We start from the raw sequence: 13,443 nt of genomic DNA on the forward strand, positions 1-13,443 counted from the left end.
TGGTTCCCGTGTGGGTCGCCCGTCGGCCGGAAGCCGCTGTGCCCGAACGGGCTTTCACGAGCTCTCACGAGCTCCGGCGTAGCTCAACGGGATTGTAGGCGGTCAGGAACAAGTCGATCGCCGCGTCGACCGCATCGTGCGGCGGGGCGTCGGCATCGAGCATCCGGGCGTTCAGGGGCGCTCCCAAGACCAGCCAGGTGAGCTGTTCGGCGGCCGTCTCGGGGTCGGCGATCCGCAGCACTCCGCGGGCGTCCAGTGCGCGCAGTGTCGCTGCGAGATCGGCGATGTTCCTTCCCCAGCTCTCGTGCAGATAGGTCTGCCCGATCTCGGGTCTGCGGGCAGCTTCGGCGGTGACCAGGCGGCGCATTTCGACCACCACCGGCGAGAGCACGCCCGCCAGCAGCGTTCGAGCCCAGGCGAGTAGGCCCGCGCGGATGTCCTCGGAGGACTCGAGCGCGGCCAACGCGGGCCGCATCGCGTGACGACCGGCGGACGCCCAGTCCCGCACGACCGCGGCGAACAGCCCGGCCTTGGAAGGGTGCTCGCGGTAGAGCGATGCCTTGGAAATCCCAGCGCGGGAGGAGATCTCGTCCATCGACGCGCCCGCGAACCCGAATTCCAGGAACACTTCACGGGCCACGGCCAATAGTTCGGTGCCGGATTTCCCGGACGGCCGGCCACGGCGTGCACTACTCATGACGGGCATTTTAGTACTTGACAGTACTCAGAAGGAATTCTACTTTAGTACTATCCAGTACTAAGGAGTGTGGCCATGATCGTCGTCGCCGGCGTGGTAACCGCAGCGATCATCTCGTTCTTGGTCAGCGCGATGCTGTACGCGACACCTCCCGTGGCCGCGCTGATCTCGCGAACGAGCACTCCACGCCCCGGGATCGGCATGCCAGCGCAGATCGCGTTCGTCATGCTGCGCGGGCTCGCCGCGGCCGCGGTGCTGGCGGCGTTGCTGCTCGCCGGTGACCGCCACGGCGTCGGATCCGGGGCCGCGCTGGGCGCGCTGGTCGCGGTTCTGCCGGTGACCATTCTCAGCGGCGCGATCGTCCACGAGAACGTTCCCGTCCCGACCGCACTGGTTCACATGTCCGACTGGATCCTCAAGCTCGTCATCAGTGGCGCGGTACTCGGACTATTCATCTGAGCCGAACTCGACAGGAGCATCATGACCACCGCAGCGGGACCACTGGACATCACCTTCAACTCCGTCCTCGGAAAGGTTCGCGCGGGCGACACGTGGACGTGTGTGCAACTCCCCGACTCGGCCCGCATATTCGGGACCCGGGGGTTGGTCAAAGTGAAAGGGACGGTGGACGGTGTCGCATTCACCTCCTCGTTCATGGCGCTCGGGGACGGCACGCACAAGCTTCCCGTCGCCGCCGCTATTCGACGGCAGATCGGGAAGGGTGATGGGGATGAGGTCACCGTGCGGCTGACCGAGCGATTGTCCTGAGCGGCAATTGGTCTCGTGGTTCAGGGGCCGGTCATCAGGGTCGAGCAGGCGCCGTCCGCGCAATGATGTCCGCGGCGACGCGGTCGGGAAGTTCTATGTGCGGGCAATGACCTGCGTCGGCGTATTCGACCAAGTCGACATCGGGTCGCTCGCGCCGCAGTTCGGTGGCGATCCCCGCGCCGGAGACCGGATCTCGCATCCCCCACAGAAACGAAAGCGGAACTTCGGTGGTGGCCATCGCGGTTTCGAGGCGCTCACGGTTCGCCGCGCGTTCCGGGATGTACCGCAGCAGGCGACGGTGAATGTCCCGCCCGGGAGCGCCGGTGCGCAATGCTCGGTAGTGCAGCGCCGCGACGGCGGGGTCCAACGGGTGCGAAGCCGAGAACACCTCGCTCCACGACCGAGTGAACAGTCGCTCGTTGAGCGCGTATGCGAGCAATCTGCCGATGCCGGGTACGAGGGTCAGCTTCTGAATGGGCCGCGGGCGGTACAGCCGGGCGTACAACCCGTGGTTCAAGAGCACACACCGCGTGAGCGTGAATGTCTTGACGGCGCGGGCCACCAACTCGGTAGCGACGATCGCGCCATAGTCGTAGGCAACCACCGACGTGTCCTGGATTTCGAGCTTGGTCAGCAGGGCTTCGACCAAGTCCGCCTGCTCGAAAATGCTGTACCGGTGATCGGCCGGTTTCTCGGTCGCGCCGTAGCCGAGGAAGTCGAAGGCCACGACGGTGTGCCGCCGGGCCAACTCCGGTTCCAGCTCCGCCCATTCGAACGACGACGCCGGAAAACCGTGCATCAGCAGTAGCGCGGGCCCGCTGCCCGAGACACGGACGAATACCCGCCGCCGTGCCCCGCGAACAATCAGTTCGATCATCTCGCCGCCGTCGTGCCACCGGCGCAACGCATCTGGTTCGGACACCATCACTGCCTCTCCCACCGCGCACGACACCGTGTCGGGCGCGCCCGTATCGTCACAGTCATGGGTGGTGGGGCGCTTCCAGAAACATGTGGTCGATCGTGACCCCCATGGCATGGGTGCGGGACGGGCACTGCCTCTACCTGGGTCCGCCACCGAGGGGCGACTTCCATTCCACCGCGACCGCGCAGCTCGTCGTTGGTGTGGACGCGCCGGTGGTTTTGCAGGCCGACGGACTGCCGGATATCGCCGTTGGCAGCGCGGTGATTCCGGCGCGGACGACCCATCGGGTTCATGCGCTCGGCGATTGCGTGCTGCTCTGCTATTTCGACCCGGCGGGGAACCGGTCCGCCCGAGATTTCGCGAGTCTGCGGGATATGCACGGGCCCATGGGAATCGGCCACCCACGTGAAGAATTGTTGGTCGACGCGGTTTCCCGCAGGGCGGTCGACGTCGATGCCTTGCTGGGATTGGCGAGTCTGCCGGACGGTCGCCCGATCGACGCACGAATCCCTTTGGTGGCCGGTCTGATTCGAGCTGATCCGGCGCTGGCGCATCGCGCTGCGGCCCATGCGGCGGATCTGGGTCTGTCGACTTCCCACTTCCTGCGGTTGTTCGGCGAACAGACCTCGACCAGCTACCGGCGATACATCCAGTGGGCTCGGATAGTGCATGCCGCAAGCGCGGTATCTCGCGGCTGCGACTTCTCCCGCGCCGCGAGCGATTCCGGGTTCTCCTCGCCGTCACACTTCAGCGATGTCTTCCGCGCTGTATTCGGGGTCACCCTCAGTTCGTTGGTGGCGGCGGGTCTTCAGTTCGGTTGATCAGCGCCCTGGGCTACGTCGTCGGACTTCGGGGTCCGCCCGTCGACATGTCCGTTGCCGTGGTTCGCTCTCACGACTGCGGGACCGGTCACGCGAGCCCGCCGAACGGCCGTGTCGAAGGGGCCTCGATCCCGGGGAACCCAGCAATCCGTACGGTGATCATCCATGGACCTCGGACTCGCCAATCTGATCGATCCTCGCCTCTTGCCTTTGGTTGACGACTCACGCTCGTTCTACGAAAAGCGCACGGCCGGAGGAGGTCCCAATGGTGCGGAAGAGCTGCGCGCGATGCGGGCCGGCGCTACCGAGCCCGCCCTCGCGAGTCCGCCGCCTGAGGAGGAACTCGTCACCGCGGATGGACGCAGCGTCCCATTGCGTATCCACACTCCGGTGAACGCCGCGCCGAAAGGCGTGTTCCTGGAACTCCACGGCGGCGGCTTCTACATGGGTTCGGCCGCGGCAGCGACGTCGCCAACCGCCGCCTCGCCGACGCCCTCGACGTCGCGGTTGTCAACGTGGACTATCGCCTCGCCCCCGAACATCCCTGGCCGGCCGCTCCGGACGATTGCGAGACCGCCGCGCTTTGGCTTGTCGAGAACGCACAGGACCGCTTCGTCACGACGAAGCTCGCCGTCGGCGGGTTCTCGGCCGGCTCGACACCTACGCCGGGTCGGCTCCGGATCGCACGCACCCGGACATCTCCCCGATCTACGCCGACCTGTCCGGCCTGCCGCCGGTCCTCATGGTCGTAGGCGACCGAGACATCCTGCTTCAGGACAATTTGGCGATGGCCGCTCGATTATCCGCCGCCGGGGCGGATGTGGATCTCCGTGTCTACCCTGACTCACCGCACGGGTTCACGGGCCACCCGACCCGTATGGCACAGGCGGCGGTTCACAACATCTACACATGGCTCGGCGGTTGGTTGAATCCGACAGACTGACCGGCACGCGACCGACCTGCTCATCGGTGCGGGTGCGCTCTTCACGGCCCCGCAGCTTCCGGACCCCTGTGCTGCAGCAATTGCCCCTCCCAGTTCGACAGTCTCCCAAGCTATTCCCTACCCTGATATCTTCGACGACTCCAGTCACGCTGCCGCAATGCAGTTTTCGACGAGGCACTGACTTGTGGCATAGGAGCTAGACTTGACGCCCCCGACGATCTGCGCAACCGACGATGCTGCCATTGAACCGAACTCGAACTTCCGCAGTGAGACCGACAGTTCTTCATCGACCCCCGGCTTCCCGGGCCAACGGCAATCCTAAAATCGGCATCTCAAGGACGATCGGTCTCACCGACTAGAGATCCGACCAACTCCACTCAGAGGAATTGCTTCTGTCGGGCTCGCATCCCCAGAGCCAATTGCTCCAGTGCCCCACCCAGACGATTCCGAGTTCATTGTCGCGCCTTACATATCCCGAATAGACCAAAGTAGAGAAGTCAACCGATGACTGCCTACTGAGGTTGTCAACATATGCAGCCATCTGCCCCAGAGGATTTCCGTCTCGGAATTTATGCGCCGTTATCCTATCAGAAAGTACGCTGACGTCAGAATTCGCCATTATCAGCGATCGAAAAAGGAGAGACAGAGTTTCCCTCGGATTATCCAAGCCACCCAAGGAGCAATTCATTGCAGGATTTCGCTGCACTAGATTTACGATGCTCCGGCGGCAGCATTCCTCGATCTCATCATGCTTCCTTGCAGTCAACAGCTCCATTAGCAATTCCGCAATACCTTGCGCATCTTCGATGCTGACATGATCGATCGGATCTCGATCAAGGAACTTTTCAAATAGTCCGAATGCCTGAAGCTCCCGCAGCTCCGCGAGCACACTCGCAACGATCCCTGGGTCATTCATCGAAGTTTCGGCCACAATCCGCTCGGATAGGATGGCGAACTGATCACCTGGAGTGTCATAGGAATGGAACTCAGCGAGGAATCTCAAAAGATCGAACGAATTGTACGGAAATTGAAGAGAAACCTTGTCAGCAGGACTTCTCGATAAAAGCACTGCAATACACTCGAAAGATGCCGTGACATGAAGGCTGCGCAGGGCTGAAAATACTAAATCCGAGTCTCGAAGATCAATCTCGGTCGATACTCTGCTCGCAAATTCGGAAACCTGGGAGCCGGCACCTATTCTGTACAGACTGACGAGAAGCTCTGCAGAACCATGAGAGCCTGCGGCCAATATGTTCTTCGCGGGATTCCTTCTGAGCAATTCTGCTATTGCATCTCGATTTCGATCCCAGAGGAGATCGATAACCCGGGCGACGTCATAGGGTTTTTCAAACGAGACTTCGCGTGCCAGTCGATACGCAATCGCAGCAGACTGTTCTGCGGCGCCAATTCGGCACAAGTCGTCCAAAAATTCGCCGAGCGCCGGCACACCGCCGAGCTCAAAAAAGGGAATCAGATGCAAGTCTTCCAGCGAGACGATACCAACCAGGTCATGTCGAAGAACGACCCCTATGGGTACAGCAGCACCAGCATTCACCAATATGTTCAATAGTGCAGGGACAGCACGTGCCTCGGTCGATGGCAGGTGACGGGCCAGACGAATAGCAAGGCTATCGAATGCAACATGAGACCCTGTCTGCCAGAATCGTTCCAATACATCGATTGCCCAGCCATCAGCGGGAATCTGGCCTGCAATCCATTCGTGTGGAGTTGTATCGTCCGGGTGGATCAAAAGCATCAGCTCGAACAGGTTTAGCGCCGATGACCCGTCACCACCAGATATTCCCTTCTTCCAGAACTGTCCGCCAATGCGCAGCAGGTCCTTTTGCACTGCTTGATTTCCAAGACGATTCAGCGCTTTCACGTCGAAATGCTCCAGTGCTGCGTACCAGAACTCCGCTGGTGGACTATTGCCCCAAACAGCGCTTCCACTATGCTGGTCGAGATAGTCGGTCAACCGATATCCAACTATTCCGATCCCACGTTCCGGCGGCACCGGTTCCAGTGCTCGAACCGCTCCTTTTAGTTCCGTAGTTGCGTAGTCAATTGCACAATCGTTCCAATTGTCCGGAGCCAATGCTCGTTCCCGGTCATCGAGATATCCAACGGCAGCCTCGCTCAAGAAATCCAACGAGAGAGTAACGGTCTCATGGAAACGAGCGATATCAACCGCTGCCCTAATGACTGCTCGCCCATACGGATCAGCTCCCGGACCTTCGAAGTGTTCGAGCAGATCCGGAACACCAGCCAGATACTGCGCTATCTGGGCACGATCACCGGGCGAAATAGACTCGACAGCCGCTTGGAGGATAGGGTCAGAACTCTCACACGCTCTCGACATTTCTGCGGCGCTAAAATATTCAGCGACGTCCACGACACCCCCGCTAGCCGGATCGATACTCCGGACGGAGCGATTTGCCAGCTCAGGAAGCGGTATTAGTAGCCGCCTAAGTACCGCGTAAGTTGGATCGTTCCCGCCCGAACCTTCCAAATATTTCTTCCAGCGCTCGGGCCATACCGATGTGATGACAAAGACCGAGCTGGAGCCGACCCGTTCTAGGATATCTACTATCGCCTCCAGCGCAGTGGTTCCACCGACAGGCGCAGTGAATTCGCTTAGCTCGTTCAACCATATGACAGTTCGCGGCTCAAGATCAGCCTCGACGAGGCGCTTCAACATCGCAGGAGTAGGCGGGTAAATCACAGTCCAGTCCGTAAGTAACTCCAAGACAGCGCGATATGCACTGTACGACTTTCCAGTGGATGAGCCTCCACGAAGAACAACTAGTCGGTTTTTTGTTACGGTTGGGTCCAGGACGGCCCGTAGCACGACATCGTGATCTCGTGGGATATAGCTCGGGACGACTCCACCGATAGCTTTGTGCACACCAAGGGTAACGGGGTCCCATTCGGACATGGTGCGGCCATGACCGTGTCGGCCATGGGCCTGTTCATTGCTCAGCTCATCAAAGCCACCCAACCGCTCACTCATCCGCGCATCACGAAGTAGTTGCCTCCAGCCACGATCGTCAGTCGGCTCCGGTTGCGTTAAGCGTTGCTCCCGGATTCTGGCCTGGCAGTAGTGCACCACGACAAGAAACTCGTCCTCGTTCTGCGGCAGGCGCGTGCCTTGGAACCAGCTGTATATCGTGGATCGCCCGACAGCAGTTACTTTCTGGGACAGCGAGTTTGGATTCAGCCGCGCCATCGTGATCAGGGTGTTGAGCGCCACGTTGAAGTCCTCGCGCGAGCGAGCTGGGCGTTGCGGAGTCATATGCATCCCATACCGATCATGTCCGAATCCACAGGTATACCACCGATCTGGCGTAAACCCTTCGCACCTGGTCAGCCCACAGGGGTGTGCGATTCATGTACGACTGTGTCCGAGAAGACTTCTGAACATCGCCCGCAAGGTCCTTTGATTCAGGACATGAAGAACGGAAGAGCTTCACAGACAAGGGCCTTGGCAGCAGGATGCGGGTCAATGACATTCATGGCGGTCTACACGCCACAGGCTCCAGTGTTGATCGCAGTGTTCATCATCGGGGCACTTGCACTCGGCAGCGCCACGCTGCTCACAGCCCTGTACGGCAGCCGCCGCTGTAGCCGCCGGGCGTTCCAAGTGCTCTCGTGGGCAAGGCGGTCTGCCACCCCGATACCGACTGCCAAGAGGCGATCGCAGCGGTGAGTCCCCAACAGTCCAGCGATTCGACGACAGGCTCGGCGATTCCGAGAAAAATTGCGGATGGTCAGTTCGCGCCCTTACTCGATGCCTAGCAACTCTGAAGTCTGATCAGAGTCGTCACCGAATGTCGAGGGCACGATGCGACTCATCTGCTGGACCCGATTGCTCGGATCGTCGACTGTCGGCCGATGAGAGTGCGTTTCTTCGGTCGCGCATCTGAGCATGGATCTGACACGAAAGCAGGCCAGAACCATATGGTTCTGGCCTGCTTTCGTGTTGTGGTCCCAGCTGGGATCGAACCAGCTGGATGGCAGATCATGAAGCCTCCTTCGACAGCGCCATAAATAGCTCTGAACAGGTATTTTGTTGTCAAATAACATCGGCAAGACTATGCACCCGAGCGCTGTCTAGGGCTACTATTAGGCACGTATCTGGCACGAAACTGGCACGGATTCGAACCGCCTACGAACCCGGGAGAACACGATGTCGCCTAGAAAGCCAAAGCCGACCCGCCGGGGCTTCGGCGCTCCGCGGCAACTTCCCTCCGGCCGATGGCAAGCCAGGTACACCGGACCGGACACCGCGACCCACATCGCGCCTCATACCTTCGACACCAGACAACGTGCCGAGGGCTGGCTCGCCGAGGAACGTCGGCTGATAGACCTCGACATCTGGACTTCCCCCACCGCGCGTGCCGCCAAGGCAGCGGAGCCAGAAGCAGACGCCATCCTGTTCGGCGCGTACGCCGAGAAGGTCATCGAGACCCGGGTGTCGAGGCAAGGCAAGCCCCTGGCTCGACGAACCAAGGATTCGTACCGGTATCTGTTGCGAACACACCTGAACCCGACCTTCGAGAACATCCCGATCACCGACATCACCCTTGAGATGGTTCGCGACTGGTACGTGGGAGTTTCACGCATCCGCGCCACAGGGCGGAAGGCCAAGCCTGAGACCAAGGCGACCGACGACGTACCGACTGCCCGGGCACGCGCCTACGAAGTGATCCGCATGGTCATGAACGTCGCCGCAGACGACGACCTCATCGAGAAGAACCCCTGCCGCGTCAAAGGCGCGACCGCGATCCAACCCGCCCACGACGCGACAGTGCTTCAACCCCAAGAGATTTCAGCACTTGCGAACGCCATGCCCAAAGAGCTCAGAGTATCGGTCCTGCTCGCTGCGTGGTGCGGTCTCCGCCCGTCGGAAACGTTCGAACTGCGCCGCAGAAGCTTCAACGCCGATTGCTCAGTGATGACAATCTCGCACGCGGCGACCTACCGCGAACGCGAGATCGTCGTAGACCGCCCCAAGGCCGGATCGACCGGAGAAGTCGTAGTCCCACAGCACATTCGCGCGGCAATCCAACGGCATCTCGACCAATACGTCGACCAGAAACCGAATGCTCTGCTGTTCCCCGATCCGGACAACGGCGGCACCATGCGCGAATGGATCTACCGCCGGATCTTCACCAAGGCCTGCGCACAAATCGGCCGCAAGGGGTTCCGCCCCGCGGAACTCCGCCACACCGGCGGCACCGTCGCAGCACAAGCCGGCGGCACGTTGCCCGAGGTGACGGAGCGACTCCGACATAAGACACCTCAGGCCGCTATGCGCTACCAGAAGATCGCAGCCGGTCGCGCCCAAACGCTCGCAGACAACATCTCAAAACTTGCCCTTGGCCCGAGTGCCGCAGTCGCGCCGAACGAGTGGCTTGCCTAAACACGCGGACGAGCAGCCAGTATCCTGCAATATCTTCGGGTTCAGGAAGCGCCGGCTCGTCTGGCAGCACGATGTGCCGAGCGTCAAAATACCCAAGGTCGATAAGCCTGGTGCACAGCTTGCCGGCCACCCTAGGTGCGGAGTGTGGCCGTACGAAGGCACGAAACATGCTCAGCGGCAACTGAACCGACGACAGGTGGACGGACGTCGGCCACCTACGGTTGTTCGGTGTCGCGGGAATTGATCTCAGAGCGACCATCCGCCGCAGTCGTCACGGAGCCACTATGACAATGCCGTACAAGATGGCCAGCACAGTCAACGTTGCGGCCAGCGCTCTTTCGCCCTGCCGGATTGCCACGATCCAGCCCTCGCCGTCGTGACGGGACATCGCCGCCGCCGCGGTACCGGCGAGCAGGCTCGTGAGCATCATGATTACAGCAGCCAGGATACGCAGCGTTGTGATGGTGGAGATGGTCATGGCGTTCGTCCGTTCGCTAGTGGGGTGTCCCCGTGCAGAGGAAGCCATCAACGAACGATGGGCACCGGACTGCTGGGTGAGTTGCTCTTGTATGAAGCAGCGCCAGTTCAATGCCGTAAAGTTGGGCAACTAGCGATACCGAACGAAAGCCCATGTCACCGAGGGTTTCTCGTGTATCCGGGTCGGGCCGAGTCGGCGTCGGGTCGGGAGCAGACATCAGAGGCGGAGCAGGACATGGTTAGTGGCGCAGAGGAATCGGAGCAGGCACGGTTCGCGGCAGAGATCGCCGCGCTGCGTAGCCGGTCAAGGCTTTCCGCACAGGAGATTTCGACCTGGATCAAGAACCAGAAGCACACAACAGTGGCGGAATCGACGATCAGTGACTGGCTCAAGCCCCAGCCCGCGATTCCCCGCACGAACAAGACTTTCCTACTGGTTGTGGAATGCCTGCACCGTGATGTGGGATTGCCGTGGGACCGCACGGCGCAAGCCCACTGGAAGCGGCAACGCGCTCAGGCCTATGCCGAACGCCTCCCCGTCAATCAACCCGCTAGCACAGGAAAGGTCCAAAGCTCGCCCGATGAAAGCGCCGGGACCACTGGTGTCCCAGCGAAGGTGGTGGGTCTGGTTCCACGCGAGCCACCACATTTTGTCTTTCGTAACCAGCTCGTCGCGTTGAGTTCAGGGCTGGCACGTAGTCGGGAAGCAACCATAGTGACCGGGATGCGCGGGACGGGTAAGACTCAATTGGCCGCCGCCTATGCTCGCCACGTCCTCGACACGGAAAAAGGTGTACTGGTTGGGTGGGTCAATGCGGAAAGTGCCGGCACTCTGCACACTGGTCTTGCCGAGATCGCGGACACGCTCGGTCTCACTGCGGCTGACGGGAATCCAGTCACATCCGCGCACCGGTTGCGTGATCACCTCAATAACCACCTTGATCCGCATCTCCTGGTCCTCGACAACGCTACCGACCCCGATCTACTGCGGACGGTGCTGCCAACCAGAGGCGGGACTCGTGTCGTGATCACCACCACCAAACAGGCGATGACTCGACTCGGTGATTGCCCCGCTGTCGAGATCGGTGGCTATAACAGCAGTGAGGCAAACGAATTCCTGAGGGCAGCGACCGGGATCATTGACGATCCAACCGGTGAGACCGAACTGTCCGAAGAGCTCGGGCACCTGCCATTAGCGTTGGCGGCGGCAGCCGCTGCGATCACCACAGCCCGACCACGCCTGGCCTACGCGGATTACCTGCACAGACTGCGATCTCAGCCCTTACCCCGGGCACTACGCCGACACGCTGGCACTGATCATCCGCTGCGCGCCGATCAGGCGATCTCACTTTCGATCACCGCCGCCGAAGCCACCAGCGATGACTCTGACCTCGATACCGTCGTAGTCTGGTTGCTCGATTTGTTCGCTCTGCTGGCACCGACCGGGGTGCGACGAGACCTGTTGCGCCACTCCAGCCCCACGTTTGATGAACTGGTCGACGACGCGATCGACCGTTGTGCCGAACACAGCCTACTGTCCTGGTCCGCTCATGGCGACCGTCTTCTAGCGCACCGGCTCACTGCCCGCGTGCTGCTTGAGCGCGCCCGCGACACTGGAAACAGCGACCGGTTACTCAGCCAGGTTTTTGAGCTTCTAAGTTCGCGCCTCTTTGATGATGAGCAGGCGTGGGCTCGCCGAGGCGAAGGAGCCGATCTGGTCGACCAGATCGAAACGATATGGGCTAGTGCACTTCCCACCCACGCCCGCGACGACCTGCGCAACTACGCGATGGTCCTTCGCTTCTGGGCAACACGTCATTTACTCAAGGCCGCAAACCCAGACCGCGCAGTACCCATCGCTGAGGACGCAGTTACTGTTGCCGAGCAGTTTCATGGCCTAGACGACCCCAATACCCTCGCGTTCCGCGACAACCTTGCCAGAGCCTATGCATCTGCAGGACGGCTAGACGACGCAATCCACCTGCACCAGCGCACTCTCAACGACCGCGAGCAGATCTTGGGCCTCGACCATCTGAACACCCTTGACTCTCGCAACCATCTCGCTACCGCATACGAATCAACCGGCCGACTCGTTGAAGCAATCAAACTTTACGAACGCAATCTCACGAGCTGCCAGCAGATCCTGGAACCTGGCCATTGCTATATCCTCACTGCCCGTAATAATCTCGCAAATGCCTACGGCTCAGCGGGGCGATTCGACGAGGCGATTCGCCTGCACGAACGCACACTCGCAGACCGCGAACAAATCTCGGGCCTCGAACACCCGGACACTCTTCTTTCCCAAGGCAACCTCGCCCACGTCTATGAGATGGCGGGGCGCTTCGACGAGGCAATCCACCTGTACACACGCACCCTCGCGAGCCGCGAACAGGCCCTAGCTATCGATCATCCCGATACCCTTATGGTTCGCAACAACCTCGCAAGCGTCTATGAATCGGCCGGGCGCTTCGAGGAGGCAATCCACCTGTACGAGCGAACCTTTACAGACCGCGAACGGATCCTTGGCCCGAATCACCTGGACACGATCCTCTCTCGGGGCAATCTTGCGAGTGCCTATGAATCAGTCGGGCGCTTCGACGAGGCGATCCCTCTCCACGAGCGCACCCTTGCTGACCGCGAACGGATTTTGGGCGACTATCACCCGACAACACTCATCGCCCGTGGCAATGTCGCAGGCGTCTATGAATCAGTGGGTCGGTCCGATGATGCGATAAACATCTACGAGCGAACCCTCACCGACTTCGAGCGAATCATGGGCCGCCGACATGTGAACACACTCACCACATGTAACAACCTCGCCAACGCTTACAGATCCGCAGGACGCCTCGAACCAGCAATCGCACTCTACGAGCGAACCCTCAACGATATGGAAGAGGTTCTTGGCCTTGACCATCCCACCAACCTAACTGTCCGCGGCAGCCTTGCCCGTGCAGTTGAATCAGCTGGCCGACTCCCCGAGGCTATCGCCCTCTACGAGCACAACCTCACTGATGCTGAACGGATCTTGGGCTCCGACCACCGGGACACACTGAAGGCTCGCAATGATCTAGCAAATGCTTATAGTTCGGTAGGGCAACTCGACCAGGCGATCCCGCTACACGAGCGAACCGTAGCCGACTACAGGCGCGTGCTGGGCCCTGCCCACCCCGAAACTCTCACGTCCAGCAACAACCTCGCGCGCACCTATGAACTGGCGGGGCGGATCGCTGAAGCTATTGTCACACACCAGCGGACCCTCATGGATATTGGAGTGACACTTAGTGCCCAGCATGCGTCGCTCAAGCCTGAAACGATCTGAACGTGACCGTTGCGGCCAACAGGTCAAGTCCGAACATGGTGCATCGAGGACAAGACGCACCGGCGGACAGTTCC

The 13,443-nt window shown here is 60.7% G+C and carries 9 protein-coding genes and 1 pseudogene; 6 read left to right on the top strand and 4 right to left on the bottom strand.

Annotated elements, in window-relative coordinates:
- Nucleotides 1-64: 64 nt before the first annotated feature.
- Nucleotides 65-697 (bottom strand): TetR/AcrR family transcriptional regulator, encoded by a 633-nt coding sequence (locus tag ABZ319_RS00420; protein ID WP_354984112.1) that lies wholly within the window; start codon nucleotides 695-697, stop codon nucleotides 65-67.
- Between the two features lie 75 nt (nucleotides 698-772).
- Between ABZ319_RS00420 and ABZ319_RS00425 the strand changes: the two genes are divergently transcribed.
- Together ABZ319_RS00425 and ABZ319_RS00430 are read left to right on the top strand one after the other, a co-directional pair.
- Nucleotides 773-1,156, top strand: coding sequence for a DUF1761 family protein (locus ABZ319_RS00425; protein WP_354984234.1), 384 nt, complete (start codon nucleotides 773-775; stop codon nucleotides 1,154-1,156).
- 21 nt (nucleotides 1,157-1,177) lie between these two features.
- Nucleotides 1,178-1,465 (top strand): DUF1905 domain-containing protein, encoded by a 288-nt coding sequence (locus ABZ319_RS00430; RefSeq protein WP_354984113.1) that lies wholly within the window; start codon nucleotides 1,178-1,180, stop codon nucleotides 1,463-1,465.
- A 34-nt stretch (nucleotides 1,466-1,499) separates the two neighbouring features.
- Here the strand turns inward: ABZ319_RS00430 and ABZ319_RS00435 are convergent, their stop codons facing one another.
- Entirely contained in the window at nucleotides 1,500-2,390 is an 891-nt protein-coding gene (locus tag ABZ319_RS00435) for an alpha/beta hydrolase (protein WP_354984114.1), read from the bottom strand.
- Nucleotides 2,391-2,473: 83 nt separating this feature from the next.
- Between ABZ319_RS00435 and ABZ319_RS00440 the strand changes: the two genes are divergently transcribed.
- Nucleotides 2,474-3,208 (top strand): helix-turn-helix transcriptional regulator, encoded by a 735-nt coding sequence (locus tag ABZ319_RS00440; RefSeq protein ID WP_354984115.1) that lies wholly within the window; start codon nucleotides 2,474-2,476, stop codon nucleotides 3,206-3,208.
- A gap of 165 nt (nucleotides 3,209-3,373) precedes the next feature.
- Nucleotides 3,374-4,151: pseudogene (locus ABZ319_RS00445) on the top strand (alpha/beta hydrolase fold domain-containing protein).
- A gap of 355 nt (nucleotides 4,152-4,506) precedes the next feature.
- Here ABZ319_RS00445 and ABZ319_RS00450 read toward each other — a convergent pair.
- Entirely contained in the window at nucleotides 4,507-7,401 is a 2,895-nt protein-coding gene (locus tag ABZ319_RS00450) for a hypothetical protein (protein ID WP_354984116.1), read from the bottom strand.
- Between the two features lie 936 nt (nucleotides 7,402-8,337).
- On the opposite strand from ABZ319_RS00450, the gene ABZ319_RS00455 reads away from it, so the two are divergent.
- Nucleotides 8,338-9,573: a tyrosine-type recombinase/integrase gene (locus ABZ319_RS00455; protein WP_354984117.1), complete on the top strand. Its 1,236-nt coding sequence runs from the start codon at nucleotides 8,338-8,340 to the stop codon at nucleotides 9,571-9,573.
- Nucleotides 9,574-9,844: 271 nt separating this feature from the next.
- Here the strand turns inward: ABZ319_RS00455 and ABZ319_RS00460 are convergent, their stop codons facing one another.
- Nucleotides 9,845-10,051 carry a hypothetical protein gene (locus ABZ319_RS00460; RefSeq protein ID WP_354984118.1) on the bottom strand — a complete coding sequence of 69 codons (207 nt, stop codon included), beginning with the start codon at nucleotides 10,049-10,051 and terminating at the stop codon, nucleotides 9,845-9,847.
- 234 nt (nucleotides 10,052-10,285) lie between these two features.
- Between ABZ319_RS00460 and fxsT the strand changes: the two genes are divergently transcribed.
- Nucleotides 10,286-13,369: an FxSxx-COOH system tetratricopeptide repeat protein gene (gene fxsT, locus ABZ319_RS00465; RefSeq protein WP_354984119.1), complete on the top strand. Its 3,084-nt coding sequence runs from the start codon at nucleotides 10,286-10,288 to the stop codon at nucleotides 13,367-13,369.
- Nucleotides 13,370-13,443 lie beyond the last annotated feature (74 nt).

Source organism: Nocardia sp. NPDC005978, assembly GCF_040614455.1.
GTDB lineage: Bacteria > Actinomycetota > Actinomycetes > Mycobacteriales > Mycobacteriaceae > Nocardia.